This window comes from Chloroflexota bacterium (assembly GCA_016219275.1).
Lineage (GTDB): Bacteria > Chloroflexota > Anaerolineae > UBA4142 > UBA4142 > JACRBM01.
In genome coordinates this window covers 1-17,482 of record JACRBM010000071.1, presented here as the reverse complement: position 1 = coordinate 17,482, position 17,482 = coordinate 1, and the positions used below count along the sequence as shown (strand labels likewise).

Below are 17,482 nucleotides of genomic sequence, written 5' to 3'. Positions count from 1 at the left end.
CGGACGCCTCACGTGTGGTTGACCGAAACGTACTAGCGTGATAAACTTGCGCGGCACAATCGAAAGGAGCCACCCATGCCCGGACTAATCGGAAAAATTCTCGAAGGAAACTTCTCCTCGCCGCTCACGCTCGTGTTCGTTTTGTTCACCTTGCTCGCATTCTATTTTTTGTTTCGGCTCGGCTGGTTGTTTTTCGCGCAGGGCGAACAAGTAACGGAGAGCGTCGAGGGCAAACGCCAGATCAAAAGTCTCGTGCGTTTGCTCGCGGTGAGTGTGTTCATCGCGTTCTTCACCGGTTTCGTGTTCGAGTTTCTGCGCGCGGGACGCGACGTCGCACAATCCAGCGCGCCCGGCGCGGCGCAAGGGTTCTTTAACTGGTTGTTGGGCAAGTAAATCGAATGCGGATGAACGCAGATGAAAAAATATATCCGCGTTCATCCGCGCAAATCCGCGTCCCAAAATATCTGTAACGATGAAAACACATTTGGGGGTTGTGGTCGCGATGCTTGTGCTTCCGTTCCCCTTCGCGCCGGTCGCGCACGCGCAAGGACCGAGCGGGGACAACACGAGCAAACTGACCGCGCTCGTGCGCGTCCTGCTCGACACGCTGCAAGGCACGCCAACCGTGAATGCGAACGCGTTGATCGAGCAATCGAAAACGTCCGCCGCACAGTGGCTCAATCTGCCTGCCGCCGAATTGTTCTTTCTCGATTTCGGCAATCCCGCCTTGCCGCTCAACCAATTCGCCGCGCAACTCGCGGGGACGTTGCTGTTGCTTACGCCGCTCTACGCGCTGGGGTACTTCGGGATCCTCGCGCTCAACGTGTGGAAAGAACGTCCGATCCCGAACCCGATTTTGTACGGTGCGCTCGTGATCGGCGTGATGATTTTTCTCGCGGCATTCTCGGTCATCACGCAAGGCGTCAGCGAGTTGGGTCGCTTTGTCGCGATGGCGCTCGGCGGCGCGGGCACGGCGATGTTTCCGCGCGCGACCCTGCTTGACACGCTCTTGCGCGTCCTGCTTGTCTTGCAAAAAAATGCCGGCGGACTCGCGCCGTTCGTGCTGATCGTCGCACTCGGCGAGATGGCGATCATTCTCGTGCAACTCGCGTATCGCGGCATTTCGATGGCAGTGTGGCGATTGTTTGGCGTGCTTTTCATTCCGCTCTCGGTGTTGTTCGAGGGCGTCAATCCGAAAACGGCGGGCAAGATTGTCTCTGGATTTTTCGAGGCGTGGCTCGATATGGTTGGCAAGATCACCTTGTTGCTCATCACGTTGTCACTCGCCACATCCGACGCGATGGCGAATTACGTCGCGTTCATTCTGCCCGCGGGATTGCTCGTCGTGATCGTGTCGTGGAAATTTTTCGGCATCTTGTTTGCGATGATTCGCGATGGTGTTACGCGCGCGTGGAGCAACGTCGCGCCCGCGGCGATTTCGCCTTCTGACACGTTGCCCGCGTCCGCCGAAGCCGCGCGCACGAAAGAGATTGACGAAGAACGGCGAAGGATGATGAAGGAGTAGCATGAAGCCGAAGATACAAATCTTTGAGAAAAGCGAACACAAGATATTTTGGGGTGATGCCCTCGAAGTACTCGCGCGCGAAATTGAGGACAACTCGATTGACTTGATATTTGCTGATCCTCCATACAACATCGGTAAAGATTTCAACGGCAGAAAAGACAAATGGAAATCTGACGCCGAGTACCTCGAATGGTGCTACCGTTGGCTCGATTTATGCGTGAGCAAACTCAAAGCGACCGGCAGTTTGTATGTAATGGCGGCTACACAAAACATGCCGTATTTCGATATCCATTTGCGTAGCAAACTGAACATTCAATCGAGAATCGTTTGGTACTACGATAGTTCTGGCGTACAAGCAAAACGTTATTATGGCTCGTTGTATGAACCGATTCTGTTCGGCGTCAAGGACAAGGATCACTATACCTTCAATACCAGCGATATTCTCGTTGAGGCAAAAACAGGGGCACAACGCAAACTCATAGATTATCGCAAAAGTGTTCCCACGGTGTACAACACTCAAAAGATTCCTGGGAATGTATGGGAAATTCCGCGTGTACGATACCGCATGAATGAATACGAGGAGCACCCGACGCAAAAACCTGTCGCTTTGCTCGAACGCATTGTTCTCGCGAGTTCCAATGTGGGAGACCTAGTCCTGGATCCGTTTTCCGGCACCTTCACGACATCATTTGTCGCCAAAAAACTAGGACGCGCGTCTATCGGTATCGAGATCGAAGAAGAGTACGTCAAAATCGGACTGCGGCGACTGCAAATCCAGAGTCACTACAAAGGCGAAGAGTTGCGCCGCGAGCCGCGCGTCTATGAAAAATCTTCGCCTCATCAACGCGTGTTGTTTGAGAGGAAATAAATGGAACACGAGTTTACCACACAGATCAAGCAAATCCTTGTCGCGCAATTCGGCAAATCTGCCGACGCCGTTTACGCGGCGAGTTCCTTGTTGCAGTACTTGAACATCAAAACCAAATCGGCTGCACTTGGATCAAAAGCGCGCGGGAGTTTCGCCAACCTTTATGCAATTTACGTGCTAGCCGAAGATTACTTGAAACACAAATTCGATCAGCGGAAAAACTATCGCGAGTATGCGGGAGCAAAATTCTCCGATCTATTCCAACGCCAAAGAGAACTGCCGTTTGGAAGCAAGCTACAGAATCACGCGCTCAACAGTCGGATGAACGAAGAATTTAAAAAGTACTTTCCGCAAGTCGAATACGTGCCGATTTTGCGCAACTTGGAAACTAACCGTTATTGGATCAATGAAAATTTGTTGAAGGTAACGGTTGGCAAAAAGGCCTACAACATCGCGCGAGCAGTCGTTGCCGTTGTTGATCGTTATGTTGAGACCAAGCGAGATGCCTTTGAACGATTCATCGAAACGTGTGAACGTCTGAAGGAGATTGCCGGGCAAGACGACCAACAAGTAGAATCGTTCATCACTGGATTACTAGCGCCGAATGTTGATGCGCGGATTTTCGAGATCGTTAGCTTTGCCATTCTCAAATATTTTTACCACGACCAAACCGTTTATTTCGGGTCCGATCTGGATAATCTCCAAGAGGAGAATTTGAAGCTTTTCAAGACGGGACGCACTAATGCCAATGATGGTGGAATTGATTTTGTGATGCGTCCACTGGGGAGATTTTTCCAAGTAACGGAAACACTGGACGCGCGCAAATATCTGCTAGACATAGACAAACTGGAGCATTATCCTGTCTCATTCGTGATTAAATCAGAAGACAGCGTCGAACAGCTAGAACAGATGCTAAGAGATGGAGCGGAAAAACGTTATTCCATCGTGGCTATCGTTGAAAGGTATATGGCTTGCATCGAAGAAATCATAAACCTTGCTGTGTTACGCCAGCGATTCAAGCAAGCGGCGCAGCAAGGATATCTCAGAAATATTCTTGATGAAATTGTTCTCCAAAGCAAAGTCGAATTTAACTACGAAGATGACGCGAAGGAATTTTCTACGCCATGACCCTCCGCTCCATCTTCCTGACCCGTCTCTGGTCGTTCCTGAACTATCGCACGCGCGTCGGCTTGACCTGGCTCGAGCTGCTGACCGCGAGCGGTGTCGGCTTGCTCGTCGCGTGGATCGGTCTGCGCGAGTGGAGCGGCGCGACAATCATTATCCCGCTCGCGCTCTACCAGCTTGCGCTCGGTTTTTATCGCGAGTGGCACATCCCGGTCGGCTGGTTGCGCGGACTGCACGACTGGCTGTTCAAGCCGCTGGATGTCAGACTCGTGTCGGCGCAGAAACTGATTTTGCTGTTCTTGTTCCTCGCCGCATTGATTGTCGCGATTGCATTGTGGTTTATCGAACCACGCATCGCGCTCGTATTCGTCATCGCGATGGCGAGCGGCGCGGTTCTGCTCTGGGCGATGCATGACCGCGCGACCCAGGGCGGGTTGCACAAACTCGACACGGTCGCCGCGCGTGTGCCGGTGCGCGAGATTCTCAAGGATGGGGAACTGCTTAGCCGCGATGCAACGCGCGCGCGTGTTTCGATCATCACGCTCGGGCGCACCGGCTACAAGCCCGCGCTCAACGCCGCCGACATCGCGGACATGCTCACGAAATTTCTCGCGTACCTCGCGCAACATGAAGACGGCGGCTTGCCGGTCAAAATTTTTTGGCTCGCCGACTACCACCTGGGTCAACTCGATCTCGAAGCGAGCGACCGCACCGCCGACGAGTACTTGCGCGAACTACGCGCGCTCGCCGAATCCGGCGCGCGGCGCGCGCGCGTAGTATTGACCGGCATCGTCTACCCGGCGCACATCGAAACGCGCGTGCGCGAGTGGCTCGCACAACTCGATTTCAATATCTCGCCACTTGGCGCATTTGCTGCCGAGTCGCTCTTGCGAATGTTGTTCGGCGGCGAGAGTTTCCTCGCGCAAACCCAGGAAGCGATCCTGGCAAATGATGGTAAACTGCCCACGACCGCGCAGCGCGGTTACGTGCCGGAGCAATTGCGTTTCGATCATCGTCTTCGCACGAACCGCAACGTGCTCACCGTCTCGCGCGTCAACACGCCGTTTCCCGATGCGCGCGACGCGTTGATGCGCGCATTGCACGCGGTAGACGCGCTCGTCGTCATTTCGATCACGCCTCTGCCGCGCGACACGATCGCGACCGAACTGCGCGGGCAGATGCTCGCCGCGCGCGTGCCCGGGCTGGGGCGCGAGGATGAAGCGCAATCTCTACGCGAGATTCTCCGCAAGCTCGAAGACCGGCGCGGCTTGGAGTACCTGTTCGATACGCACACGCATTTGATCACGTGGGGGCGCGATGAGAAGACCGCGCAGACGAATCAGTCGCTTGCCGAATCGTACCTGACCGCACTGTCGCTAACACCGCTCGCGCATCGCGCGCTCGAAGACGCGTTCGACGATTGGTTGCCAGTGTTGTGTCTGCCGCGCTCGACGAGTGGTTTCACGCGGCTGATGAACTGGCTAACCGAGCCGCCGCGCGCGCCGCGCCAACGCCTGCTCAGCGCGCAAGCGATCACGACACTCGCGAATGAAGAAGGCAGCGATATTTTTCTCGCCGACGCGCGCGACCGGATTTTGCTCGGTCGCAGCGTAATGCTCGGCAAAGAGGGTTTGCGCTACGCGGACTTTCGTTCGGATACCGGACCGGTTCTGCTCGTGAGCGATCAAGGCGGCGGCAAGACTTCAACGCTGATCGTGTGGTTCATTCTGCGTTTGCAACTACTCAATTACAAGATCGTCGCGATCAATTTGAAATACTCGGCGCGCATGCAAGCCGCCGTCGAAAAAATCGGGGGCATCGTTCTGCATCCGCACGACGACCTGAACAAATTCGCGGATGAGACACGCGCCGCGCTGTTCTCAGATGGCGCGGTGATCTATCAGCCGGTCAAGGGCACGCGCCCGATGCCGATTGCGGACGATCCGTGTTTGCGCGTGTTCATGCAGATTTTCTACGAAGAGTGGCTCGCGAATCGCGACACGCCCGCCGCGCTCGTGATTGACGAGATTCACCGCTTGATGCCCAAGGACGCGCCGCTTTCCGAAAACGCGTCCCAGGTCGCGACGCTCGTCGCCGAGGCGTTCAAGGATTGGGCGGAGCGTAAGCTCGTCATCGCCGCGGCGACGCAAACATTGCGCGATTTGATGGGCAGCAACCTGGGTATCGCGCTGCAAAAATTTCGCACGGTCGCGTACTTCCAGGTTGGTCCCGAAGACCGCGAGATGTTGATCGAAAAAGGGTACGAGCCGGCGTTGATAGATTTGATTATCGGCGGACGACGACGCGCGCGAGGGTATTGCGTGCTTGTGATGCCGGATGGATTTTACACGACGGTTAAAATACTCGTGACCGAGGACGAACGCACGATCATTCAACGGCTCGACGTTGAAGAGACTTCGGACACGACGCCGCAACTATCGTTCAGGTGATTCCCAGAACCGTTTCCCTTATTTCCCTCAGTTCCCTCATTTCCTTTTGCAAGCGAACTCAGGGAACTGAGGGAGATGAGGGAGCTGACTACCGAGACTTGTTATGCCGAATTCACGCGCTTGGCACGATTTGATTGCAGTGATGGCATTGGTCGCGCTTGCCGCGCTCGCCTTGCCGCTTCTGGGTTCGTTGACAAATGACGCGGTTCCGCAACGCGCGCAACCCACCGCGTTGGCGCGCGTTTATCTGACGCCGTTTCGCCAAGTGTTCGCAATCGGCGCGAGCGAACCGTTGACGACGACCCAGGTCTTGATGTACGAAAATGGCACCGACGTGTTTCAGTTGATCGGACGGCGCGACGCGTTCGCGCATTTGCAAACACTCGATGCGAGCATGACCTTTTGGACCGCGCGCGAGAATGTCGTTTACACACCGCCGATTGCCGCGCAGTACGATTTTACCGATCGAGGAAAGACCGCGCGCTTGGATCGCGCGCGAGGGATGGCGTGTTTGCACAAAGACGATGCCGCGCCGCCGTTGAGTGTGTGCCAGTCGCCGACGGGACTGACGAGCGCGACACTCATCGCGCGCATTACCGCACAGGACGCCGCGTTTTTCTTGGTCGAGGTGGACGGACGCAATTATTTCGTTTCACCGGAGGCGGTGCTGCAAGTGCGTTAAACGCGTTTCCAGCCGTAGCGGTCGAGGTTCACTTTGCCATCGCGATTAAAGCGCACGCCTTCCGCTTTCAAGCGCGCGCGTTGTTCGTGATAGCCGGTCGTCGGGCGCAAACTGATTTCGCCGCGCGCGTTGATGACACGATGCCAGGGTACTTGTTCGGGGCACGCGCGCATCGCCCAGCCAACGGTGCGCGCCGCGCCCGGCGCGCCTAGCGCGCGCGCGATTTGCCCGTACGTCGCGACCTTGCCGCGTGGAATTTTGCGGACGAGGGCGTAGACGCGGGTGAAGAAAGTTTGGGACGCGGAGGAACGCGGAGGAACGCGGATTATTTTTCCATTCATCATGCCGCGCGGCTAAGGTAATCCTTGGGTGCACGATTTACGAGCGTGTCAACACGTACTCTTTTTGCGCGTGCGCGCTTGGTAAACTCGTTGGCAATTTGAGGATCCAGCGCTACCTTGAGTCCTGGTTTGTGTTTCAAATTGACTTTGAAATCTACTTCGTGCCAGACATCTTCGTAATCGGTCAAATCATGCGTTTCCCAGAATTCGGCGGCTTGTTCGATGCTAGTAAATTCTTCGGGAGTGGGATCGCGTTGTGGAATCCAGAATTCAGGAGCAAGAATACTGAATACTGAATTCTGGATTCTGAATTCTGACTACTTTCCCACTCCCAGTTTCGCACGCACAAACTTGCGAATTTGCTTTGCCGTTGCAACTGCCTCACGCGCTTCGGTGATTTCAATGACACGACCGGGATAACGTGTTTCAACCGCGTAGGGGTTGAGCAACTTTAGCCAATCGGTGATGAATTGAAATGTGCCGTCCACCGCAACACACAAATCGTTCAATTCGCCAAGTTCGTGTGTCCGCTCAAAGTGGACATTGTGTTGTAACAAGAACGCTTTCAAATATTTTTCGGCGGATTGCTGGCAATGATAGCAAACCATTGCCGGCATGGGGCGCTTGCGTTGCCGCAAAAGGGTCTGTGCCGCGTCATAATCGTCTTCGCCTTTCTGAATCCACTCGGCAACCAATACCGGTTCCGGCATACGATTCCTCCATTCTCTGGCATCAAAGCGATAGCGCGAACCACGCCGCCGATATAGCACCGTTCCTTTCAGAGTTACTTCACGGAAAAAGGGATCGCCAATTTTTAGACGATAACGTAATTCTGCCGGCGAGCGTACAAGGATGTCCATTCCGCGAATCTGTCCGGAAGGAATTGCCGCGCGAGCAATATCGCTAACACGCCGGTCGCGCACAAACACACTTTTATTTCGCATCTTGTTCGAGACCACCAACAAATCCACGTCGCTGTGAATCGTCGGCTCGCCGTACGCATACGAGCCGAAAAGAATCACGCGCTCCGGCGCACACTCTTTCACGATTCGCCGCGTGATTTCTTTGAGCAACTCTTTCGTCACCGGCGTGTACCACTCCGGCGTCGTTTCGTTTTCTGAAATCGCAACCGATTTGATAACCATTTTCCGTCGTCCGCCAATTACCAATTACCAATTACCAACTACAATTCTCTTCACGACAATCTGAGCGCCGGCACCACATCCAACTCCCACCCACTGCGCTCGCCGCGTTCCCAATGCCGCCACGCCGCTGCCGCGATCATCGCGCCATTGTCCATGCACAACTTGATCGGTGGAATCACGACCGGCACCTCCGCGCGTTCGAGCATTGTCTTGCGTAAACACGCGTTCGCGGCGACGCCGCCCGCCAGCACGATCTGCGCCGCGCCAAATTCATCCGCCGCGCGCACTGTCTTGGCGACGAGCACATCCGCCACCGCGACCTGGAAACTCGCGGCGATGTCAGCGACCGGCACGCGCGTGCCCTCGAATTTCTGGACGAGATGCAGCGCCGCGGTCTTGAGTCCGCTGAACGAAAAATCGTACGTGCCGCGCAACCATGCGCGCGGCAGTTTGAACGCGCTCGCGTCGCCTTGCTGCGCGGCGTGTTGAATCGCGGGACCGCCAGGGTATGTGAGACCCAGCAAGCGCGCGACCTTATCGAACGCTTCGCCTGCCGCGTCGTCGAGCGTGCAACCTAGTTGTTGATACTCGCCGTGCCCGCGCATTAGCGTCAACTCTGTGTGCCCGCCCGACACGAGCAACGCGACGAGCGGAAACGGATTTTCCAAAGGCATGTGCGTCACGCCGTCGAGCCAGCTCGCGTAGATGTGTCCTTCGAGGTGATTGACGCCGATGAGTGGCAGATCGTTCGCGAACGCGATTGCCTTTGCCGCGTTCACACCGACGAGCAGCGACCCAGCCAACCCAGGTCCGTGCGTCACCGCAATCGCGGCGAGATCGGCGAACGTGACGTTGGCGGTCTTGACCGCTTCTTCGATGACCGGGATTATTTTGAGCACGTGCTCGCGCGAGGCGATTTCCGGAAACACGCCGCCGTACTGCGCGTGCAGATCAATCTGCGACGCGACGACGTTCGACAAAATCGCGTGTCCATCTCGCACGACCGCCGCAGCGGTTTCATCGCAGGAGGTTTCGATACCGAGGATCAGAGTCATTTTCGATTTTCGATTTCTAATTTTCGATTTTCAATTTCCGAGCATCTATACGCCAAATCCAAATCGAAAATCGAAAATCGAAAATCCAAAATTCCAAAATTCCAAACTCACTGGGGAATGGCGGCAAAGTACGCTTGATTGCCGTTGATGAAAATGAAACGCCGATTCGCTTCGTCCGCCGTCAACGTTCTGAGCGACGCAAATGTCTCGCGTACCTGATTGCTCGGTTTGAACTGACGCACGAACCGACCGTTGCCTTTATCAATCTGCACGATGCGTTGATTGCCCGCATCCGCGATGTACAATCCATTCATGCTCGCGCCGGTGACAATCGCGACCGGATTTTTGAACGGCACTTCCAACTCGCGCAAGCGCAAATCGTTCGGCTTGCCGGAGGTGTACCGAAAAATTTCGCCGTTCCCGCGCAACAGATAAACATTTTCGTCGAGCACCATATCGGCGACATTCGTCAAATCCGCGCGCACATCCGTGGCAAAGTACGTCGTCGCGGCAGTCCACACACCTTCCGTCGCCGCGGTGTACTTCATAATTTGATTGCGCCCCGCGTCCGCCAAATACAAGTTGCCGCTGAAACTACCGACCAGGGTCACGTTCTTCCATTGCGTCGCGTCCGTCGCCGTGCGCGAACTCCACTGCGAACGCGCGGGATCGTACTGCAAGAACGCGCCGCCGCGATCAATCACCACCAATCGCCCCGCGTCAATCAATGTCATGTCCACCATCTCGCCAATTGTGCGACTATCCACCTTATCGCCGGCTTTGAGGATGATGCCATCCGGCGCGACGGGCGTGAGCGTAACGCCGGTGTCGTTGAACGTGTACCGATAAACGCGCTGCAAGCCGCGATCCAAAATGAACACATCGGGTGAGCGTGTGAGCACGCGCGTCACATTCGCTTTCGGTTCGGCGAACGTCGCGAACGAAACCGGAAACAAGACCTGGACGCCGTTCAATTTATCGAGTTCGTCTTGCGTATCGTTCGCGATTTTGCGCGCCTCCGGATGGCTCGCGTTGAGCGCCTTGACTTGATCGGTGAGTTTGAGCGCGCCGAGGAATTGCTCGCGCGCGGCGACGCGATCCGTGCGGGTCAGCACGCGCCCATTTTCGAACGCCTTCGCCGCGTCTTTGACCCAGGATGCGATTTGCTCGTTCTGCAAACGAACCTGAGTCGCGCGATACGATGCCCACGTCCAACCGCCGAATCCGATCACGAGGAGCGGCAGCACGAGCGCGGCGACTTGCCACGCCGGTTGCGGCGACGCGCCGGTTGCCGCGCCGCGTCCCGCGCCGGGTTTGGGTTCGCCCGGCGAGACGCGCCCAAAAAACAAAATCAGGAATTGCACGATGCCGCGCAAGAAGATTGTGATCGCGCGATCAATTCCCGCGCCAATGCCTTGCCAATTCACGCGCGTGAAAATCGCGGCGAGCACAGCAGTGAAGGTGGCGCCGCCGCGCAACATTGCGTTGCGCGCGGGCGCAAGATCGAGCGGCGGACGCGGCGGACGCGCGATCGGTTCGCGCGCGGGAGTTTCTTCGCGAGGCGGTGGAACGGGTTCCGGCGCCGGCGCCGGTTCCGGCACCGGTTCAAGTTCGGACAAAGTTGAGGCTTCGAGCGCGGTGGGTATATCCAACGAATCCAATGCCGGGATCGCCAATTCCGGTTCCGGCGCTTCAGTCTCGCTCGGCTCTTCGTCGGTCGGCGGATGCAACGGCAGCGGATTGAGATTTTCGCCGGGCAGACGAATGACGATCACCGCCAAGTCTGCCGCGCCGGCAAGGTCTTCGAGACTCGAAACGATTTCGTCCGGATGATGCTCGGCGAGTGTGTCGAGCACTTCGTCGTTCGAGAGCAAATAGGCGAGCGTGCGCGTCGAGAGGATGATGCCGTCCCCGGGTTGCAACGCGACGCGAAACGTGTCTGCCATATACTCGCGACGAAAGCCGAGCGGCGCGGAACCCGGCGTCGGAAAATTGCGCGCGGCGAGCCACTCGCCCAACTTGGCATCATCCGCTTCGAACCAGGGCGATCCGTCCGGGTAACGGCGAAATTGCCGGACGCGTTGGACGCACGCCAATCCCGGACCGGCTTGCGCGATAAAAATTTCATGCTCGCGCAAGATCGCGATGGTCATCCCGGCGATGCGCCGCGCGTCGGGCGCTAGATTCGCGTTGAGATTGTAGAGCGTGTCGTTCGCCACGCGCACCGCTTGCCGCAACGCGAGCATGATACTGCCGCGACTCGCACCATATTCGCGTCGCGCGGCTTCGATCAACTCGCGTGCGATTTCGTCGCGCCCCTCGGTCTCGCCTTCGACTTGCGCGACGGCGAACATGCGTCCGCGCCCCGTGCGCGTGCCGAACAGCGCCACTTCATCGAACTGGGCGATTTGATCCGGCGATTCTTGCCATCCGCCATCCGCGATGGCGAGTTGCGCGATTGCAATGTCTTCTGTCACGCGCGACATTATACACTGTGCCACGCAGATTGTAAATTATGATTTGCCGGCAAACCAGAAACCAGGTTTCTCGCCGAAGGCGGAAACCTGGTTTCTGTCACGCCTCCGCAAGGTTTTTGTTTTCAGCGCACTGCGTCTGCGGGCATGCCCGGCTTGAGTTCCTGATTGGGGTTCGGAATTTGCACGCGCACGGCGAACACCGTGTTCACGCGTTCGGTCTGACTCTGCACGTTGCGCGGCGTGAACTCGGCTTGCGTCGCGATGAACACCACTTTGCCAGTGAAGGTTTTATTCGGGAACGAATCCACCTTGACCGCGACTTGATCGCCGATTTTAACATTGCCGATTTGCGTCTCCGGCACGTAGATCGTCAGTTTGACCGATTCGAGATTTGTCACGGTGAGCAAGGTCGCGTTCGGCGTCACCGTTTCGCCGAGATGCGCCACGCGCCGCGCGACGATGCCATTGACCGGACTTGTCAGTATCATCTTGCCGGCTTGCACTTGGAGCAGATTCAGCGCGGCTTGCGCCTGCTTGACGCCGGCTTCCGCCACCGCGATTTGTTCTTTCGTCGCGCCGGCTTTGACCGCGTCGAGCCGCGCTTGCGCAACATCCACCGCCGCCGCCGCCGTATCGTACTGCGCCTTTGCCGCATCCACTTGTGTATCGAGCGTCAACGGATGCGCGCGCATGTCTTGCAAAATCTGCAATCCTTTTTCCGCGCCTTCAACATTCGCTTGCGCGGCGAGCACGGTCGCCTCCGCCGCCCACCAATTATTCACCAACACCTTGCCTTCGATGCGGACCTGGTCAACCCCGCCCGCGCCGTCCACGCGCGTCCGCGCCGAAATCGCGTTTGCCGTCGCGGCTTCGAGTTGCGCCTTTGTCGCTTTTAACTGCGCTTCCGCTGCCGCGATTCGCACATCGAGTTCTTGCGGATTCGCGCGCACGGCTTGCGTGTTACTCCACGCGCGTTTCGCACCTTCACGCGCGGCAACCGCTTGCGCAAGCGCGGCATCGGCTTGGCGAACATCTTCGGTGCGCGCGCCGGCTTGCACCTGCGCGAGTTGCGCGCGCGCGGTGTCTACCGCGGCTTGCGCTTGCGCGATTTGCGCGTCGAGCAACGCGCGATCCAGACGCACCAGTTCGTTGCCGGCAGTGACCGCGTCGCCTTCTTCGACGAGCATCGCGTGTACGCGCCCGCCGATCTCCGCCGAGATGATCACTTCTTCGCCTTCGATAAAACCAGATGCGGTGCTCGCATTCACGCTCGCTTTGCCGATGGTGTTCGAATACAAATAGTATCCACCCGCCAGCAACGCGAGGAGGACGATAATCGGAATAATTCGTTTGCGATGTTCCATGCTAACCTCCGGATAAAGTGGGACAGTGAGACCGTGGTCACGCGTCGCGTTTGAGATGGTTGCTCGCGTGACGCAGACGCGCGATGAACACGTCTTCGAGTGACGGCAAAATGAACTCGATATTTTTTACTGCGATGCTTTGCGTCATTAACAAATCGCGCACGGTTGAAATTTTCGCGCGCGCGTCCGCGCCAATCGCGTGGATCAACGATCCGTAGAGCGCAACCTCGTCGAACAAATTCGCGTCGCGCAACGTCGTCAGCGCCACGTCGAGCCGGTCGCATTCGATTTCGAGTACCTCGCCGATCATTTGCGCCGATTTCATTTCGTACGGCGTGCCTTCCGCGACGAGTTTGCCCTGATAAATAAACGCGAGCCGATTGCAGTTTTCCGCTTCGTCCATGTAATGCGTCGTCACGAGAATGGTCGTGCCGCGTTCGGCGAGATCGTACACCAAATCCCACAGCGTGCGCCGCGAGACCGGATCCACGCCGGCGGTCGGCTCATCGAGAAACAAGAATTCCGGTTGATGCGCGAGCGCGCACGCGAGCGCGAGCCGTTGGCGCGAGCCGCCGGCGAGCGCGGTAACGCGCGTGTGGGGTTCGTTCTCCAAGCCGACGAGCGGCAGCACCTCGCGGCGTCGCGCGGCGATCAACTCGCGCTTGAGTCCGTAGACGCCCGCGTAGAAATCGAAATTCTCCGCGACGGTGAGGTCGGCATAGAGCGCGAATTTCTGCGAGACGTAGCCGACGCGCTGGCGCACCTCTTCGGCTTGGCGCACGATGTCGAATCCCAGCACCGCGCCTTTGCCCGAGGTTGGCGCGAGCAAACCAAGCAACATGCGAATCGTCGTCGTCTTGCCCGCGCCGTTCGGACCGAGCAAGCCGAAAATCTCGCCACGGTGCACGGCGAACGAAATGCCGTCTACGGCTTTGAAACTGTCGAAATGCTTACGCAGGTTTTCGACAAAGAGTGAAACGTCATTCATCGTCAGACCTTGGTTCCCAGGGTTCGCGGCGCGGAATCCACCGCGGCACGTTGCGTTGATACTCCGCATACGCGTCGCCGAAACGCTGTTGCAACCCAGGTTCTTCAATCAGTGCAATGTAAACGAGATTCATCAGCAGAAAAACCGCGAACCAGACGAACAAACCCAGGACACCCAAGCACATCGCTTCGCCGAGCAAAACGCCCAAGACCCCGGTGATCATCGGGTTGCGCGTCTGCCGATAGATGCCGCGCACCACCAGTTTTTGCGGCGGGTCCCACGGCGCGAGCGTGCCCCGCCCAACGTTCGCGAACAACGAAATCGTTTTGACGATTAAAGTCAAGCCCGCGCCGATCAAACCGATTCCGAGCAACGGCGGCGCGAAATTCAGCGGCGGCGTCAACGACCAACCGATATTGACCGCGCCATTCGAGCAAATGACGAGCGATGGAATGACGACGGTCACGATAAACGGCAACATCAGGATCGCGAACACATGCCGCGCGATTGTCACGGCGCCCCCTCGGGTTTGCGTTCGCGCTGGGTCGTCATCAACACGAACGCATCTTCGAGACGCGGCTTGACGACGCGCACATGATCTATCGCGATGCCATGCGTGTTCCAAACCTCGCGCAGTTCCGCTTCACGTTCCGCGCGATCAACCAGCACGCGCAGCGAATCGCCGTGCGTCGAAACGCTCAACACACCTGCGCCGGTTTCGATGGCGCGCCGCGCGAGTTTCGCCTGGGACGATTGCGCTTCGAGGGCGACCGCGCCGAGATGTTCGCGAATCGCGCTTGGGGTATCGCACGCGATCATTTCGCCGCGATACATCAAGCCGACGCGCGTGCACCGTTCCGCTTCGTCCAAGTACGGCGTCGCGATGATGATCGTCACACCTTGCAAATGCACCTCGCTCAACAAATCCCAAAACTCGCGGCGACTGATCGGGTCTACACCGGTTGTCGGCTCGTCGAGCAACAAGACGCGCGGACGATGCATCAGCGACGCGGCGAGCGCGAGTTTTTTCTGCATCCCGCCGGACAAGTTGCGCGCGAGGCGCGTCTGAAATTCGGTGAGCCGCGCGAAACCCAACAAGCGGGCGATGAGCGCGAGACGTTCGTCGCGCGACGCGCCGAATAAATCGGCAAAGAAATTCAAATTCTCGAGGACGGTTAAATCGGGATAGAGCGCGAACCGCTGCGGCATGTAACCGATCACCTGCTTCGCGGCTTCGGCGTCGCGCACCGTGTCGCGTCCATCCACGGTGACCGCGCCGGACGTGGGATTCATCGCGGTCGCGATGACGCGCAGTGTCGTCGTCTTGCCCGCGCCATCGGGACCGATCAAGCCGAAAATTTCGCCGGCGTTCACGTCGAACGAAAGATTTTTGACCGCGACAGTTTCGGCGAATTGCTTGGTGAGGTGGTTAAGTGAAATCATGTTTATTCAAGCGACTTGCGAAAACGCAATGACGCGCCGATCAGAATCAGAGGACCAAGAATCACGAGCGCGATGACTGGCTCTTCAAACGAACCGATGCCGGCGCCTTTCAAGATGATGCTGCGGAGAATCACGAGCATGTAGCGGAGCGGCACGGCATAACTGATGGCTTGCAACCAACCAGGCATCGCCTCGAGTGGAAAGAAAAAGCCGGCAAGAAAGATGCTTGGCAACATCGTGAGGAACGCGAGGAACATCGCCTCCTGTTGACTGCGCGCGACGGACGATACGAACAAGCCCATGCCGAGCGTCGTGAGCAGAAACAACAACGACAAGCCGAGGAGCAGCGGAATACTTCCGCGAATCGGCACGCCGAACAAAATGACTCCCAGCACCAACACTTCGAGCAGATCGAAAAACGCGATGCCGACGTACGGAATGACTTTGCCGATGACTAGTTCCCAGGATTTGATCGGCGTGACGACGAGTTGCTCAATTGTGCCTTGCTCGCGTTCGCGCACAATCGCCAGCGCGGTGAACAGCATGGTGAGGAATTGCAAAATCATGCCCATCACCGCGGGAATCATATAGTTTGCGGATTTTAATTCCGGATTGTACCACACGCGCGGGCGCACCTCGATGCCGCCAAGCCGCGTCACGTCAATGCCCAACCGTTGTTGCATCACCTTGACGCTTTGCGCTTGCCCGACCGATTGCGACGCCGCAAATGCGGTGGAGGCGACGCTCGGATCCGAACCGTCAATCAGAAACGCGACTTCGGCAAGTTGCCCTTTCGCCAACTTGTCGCCGTACCCGGCGGGAATGATGATGCCGGCGCGCGCCTGACCGTTATCCAGCCATTCGGCGATCTGTGACTCGTTTTGCGCGTACTGCGTGATGAGAAAATAATCGGAGGCGCGATACGCTTCGATCAATTGACGACTTTGCTGAGTGCGATCCGCGTCCAGGACGACGGTGTTCAAGCGGCGAATGTCGGTCGTCGCGGCGTACCCCAGCAAAACGAGTTGGATGATCGGAATGATGAACATGATTGCGAGCGTGCGCCGGTCGCGCAAGATGTGGATGACCTCTTTACGCATGATCGAGAGGAGACGGCTATTCATCGCGCTTTCCTTTCGCGCGGGTCGGCCAGCGCGCCGCGCAAGAACAAGGTGACGAGTTCGGGAATCACCTGGTCATAATCCCATGCTGGATCAACATCCACTTGCAAAATATCGCGCAACATCACAAAGGGAAAAAACATGCCGATGAACCCGCGCGCCGCCACCGCCGGGTCCAGGTCGCGCCGAAACCTTCCTTGCTTGATCTGTTCCCGGAAAATACCTTCGATCAAGCTGGTGCCATACAAGACCACTTGCTCGAGATAGCTCTGCCGGGTTGCCTGGTTCATGCTCGGCAATGCCGTAACGAGAATGCGAAAGATGTGCGCGTTTTGGCGAATCGTCGCGACCAAGGTCTGCGCGCCGTCGGTGAGGATTTGCTCTGGCGACGCGTCAGTGTCGAGTTGCGGAGCGGCTTGGGCGCGCACGGTCGTCACCGCCGGCTCGATCGCGTGGCGCGGAATGCTGACGAGCAGGTCGCCCTTGTTTTTGAAATAGTTGTAGATCGATCCCTCGGCGACGCCGGCTTGGCGCGCGATGTCGGCAATCCGGGCGCGCTCAAAACCCTTGGCGGAGAACACCTTGACGGCGGCGGCGAGGATTTGCGCCTTGCGCTCTTCCACGAGCGCGCGGCGCGCGTTTGGAGTTAAACGAGACATGGTTGGTTTTCCATGAATATCTGCTCACTTTGAATGAATACACATTCAGTATTATTCTACACCAAGCGCAGGGGTTTGTCAAGCGCGAATTTCAAATCGAGTATACCGCAAAAGTGTCGGGGCTTGCGTAGAACCATCTATTGAATAAACTGCAGGTGCGTGTGAATCTTGCGCCAGGAGTCAAGCAATGTCTCGTCAGCAATCACGCCCACAACGGGAAGCCGCATTTTTAGGACTCG

17 protein-coding genes are annotated in these 17,482 nt (G+C 57.3%); 6 read left to right on the top strand and 11 right to left on the bottom strand.

Annotation, left to right across the window (positions count from 1 at the left end):
* Window positions 1–75 precede the first annotated feature (75 nt).
* From HY868_20045 to HY868_20020, 6 genes are all read left to right on the top strand, one after another.
* Window positions 76–393 carry a hypothetical protein gene (locus HY868_20045; GenBank protein MBI5304435.1) on the top strand — a complete coding sequence of 106 codons (318 nt, stop codon included), beginning with the start codon at window positions 76–78 and terminating at the stop codon, window positions 391–393.
* Window positions 394–472: 79 nt separating this feature from the next.
* On the top strand, window positions 473–1,525 hold the full coding sequence (locus HY868_20040; GenBank protein ID MBI5304434.1) for a hypothetical protein: 1,053 nt from the start codon (window positions 473–475) through the stop codon (window positions 1,523–1,525).
* 1 nt (window position 1,526) lies between these two features.
* On the top strand, window positions 1,527–2,393 hold the full coding sequence (yhdJ, locus tag HY868_20035; GenBank protein MBI5304433.1) for an adenine-specific DNA-methyltransferase: 867 nt from the start codon (window positions 1,527–1,529) through the stop codon (window positions 2,391–2,393).
* Window positions 2,394–3,521 (top strand): restriction endonuclease, encoded by a 1,128-nt coding sequence (locus tag HY868_20030; protein MBI5304432.1) that lies wholly within the window; start codon window positions 2,394–2,396, stop codon window positions 3,519–3,521. It begins immediately after the preceding gene.
* The gene (locus HY868_20025) at window positions 3,518–5,968 is read left to right on the top strand and encodes a hypothetical protein (GenBank protein ID MBI5304431.1); all 2,451 of its coding nucleotides are present in this window, start codon (window positions 3,518–3,520) and stop codon (window positions 5,966–5,968) included. The genes HY868_20030 and HY868_20025 overlap by 4 nt, the downstream gene beginning before the upstream one ends.
* Before the next feature lie 103 nt (window positions 5,969–6,071).
* Window positions 6,072–6,650 carry a hypothetical protein gene (locus tag HY868_20020; protein MBI5304430.1) on the top strand — a complete coding sequence of 193 codons (579 nt, stop codon included), beginning with the start codon at window positions 6,072–6,074 and terminating at the stop codon, window positions 6,648–6,650.
* Here the strand turns inward: HY868_20020 and HY868_20015 are convergent.
* From HY868_20015 to HY868_19965, 11 genes are all read right to left on the bottom strand, one after another.
* Window positions 6,647–6,991, bottom strand: coding sequence for a methylated-DNA--[protein]-cysteine S-methyltransferase (locus HY868_20015; GenBank protein MBI5304429.1), 345 nt, complete (start codon window positions 6,989–6,991; stop codon window positions 6,647–6,649). The genes HY868_20020 and HY868_20015 overlap by 4 nt on opposite strands.
* A complete protein-coding gene (locus HY868_20010) occupies window positions 6,991–7,296 on the bottom strand; it encodes a hypothetical protein (GenBank protein ID MBI5304428.1) in 306 nt (101 codons plus the stop codon). Before HY868_20010 ends, HY868_20015 begins: the two co-directional genes overlap by 1 nt.
* A 12-nt stretch (window positions 7,297–7,308) precedes the next feature.
* The gene (locus HY868_20005) at window positions 7,309–8,136 is read right to left on the bottom strand and encodes a HEPN domain-containing protein (protein ID MBI5304427.1); all 828 of its coding nucleotides are present in this window, start codon (window positions 8,134–8,136) and stop codon (window positions 7,309–7,311) included.
* Between the two features lie 50 nt (window positions 8,137–8,186).
* Window positions 8,187–9,191 carry a tRNA (adenosine(37)-N6)-threonylcarbamoyltransferase complex transferase subunit TsaD gene (tsaD, locus tag HY868_20000; protein ID MBI5304426.1) on the bottom strand — a complete coding sequence of 335 codons (1,005 nt, stop codon included), beginning with the start codon at window positions 9,189–9,191 and terminating at the stop codon, window positions 8,187–8,189.
* 107 nt (window positions 9,192–9,298) lie between these two features.
* Window positions 9,299–11,677: a hypothetical protein gene (locus tag HY868_19995; protein ID MBI5304425.1), complete on the bottom strand. Its 2,379-nt coding sequence runs from the start codon at window positions 11,675–11,677 to the stop codon at window positions 9,299–9,301.
* Between the two features lie 113 nt (window positions 11,678–11,790).
* Entirely contained in the window at window positions 11,791–13,032 is a 1,242-nt protein-coding gene (locus tag HY868_19990) for an efflux RND transporter periplasmic adaptor subunit (GenBank protein ID MBI5304424.1), read from the bottom strand.
* 37 nt (window positions 13,033–13,069) lie between these two features.
* A complete protein-coding gene (locus HY868_19985) occupies window positions 13,070–14,020 on the bottom strand; it encodes an ABC transporter ATP-binding protein (GenBank protein MBI5304423.1) in 951 nt (316 codons plus the stop codon).
* Window positions 14,013–14,534, bottom strand: coding sequence for an isoprenylcysteine carboxylmethyltransferase family protein (locus HY868_19980; GenBank protein MBI5304422.1), 522 nt, complete (start codon window positions 14,532–14,534; stop codon window positions 14,013–14,015). The genes HY868_19985 and HY868_19980 overlap by 8 nt, the downstream gene beginning before the upstream one ends.
* The gene (locus HY868_19975; GenBank protein MBI5304421.1) at window positions 14,531–15,469 is read right to left on the bottom strand and encodes an ABC transporter ATP-binding protein; all 939 of its coding nucleotides are present in this window, start codon (window positions 15,467–15,469) and stop codon (window positions 14,531–14,533) included. The genes HY868_19980 and HY868_19975 overlap by 4 nt, the downstream gene beginning before the upstream one ends.
* Window positions 15,466–16,587, bottom strand: a complete 1,122-nt coding sequence (locus HY868_19970; GenBank protein MBI5304420.1) for an ABC transporter permease — start codon at window positions 16,585–16,587, stop codon at window positions 15,466–15,468. Before HY868_19970 ends, HY868_19975 begins: the two co-directional genes overlap by 4 nt.
* Window positions 16,584–17,243, bottom strand: a complete 660-nt coding sequence (locus HY868_19965) for a TetR/AcrR family transcriptional regulator (GenBank protein MBI5304419.1) — start codon at window positions 17,241–17,243, stop codon at window positions 16,584–16,586. The genes HY868_19970 and HY868_19965 overlap by 4 nt, the downstream gene beginning before the upstream one ends.
* Window positions 17,244–17,482: the final 239 nt, after the last annotated feature.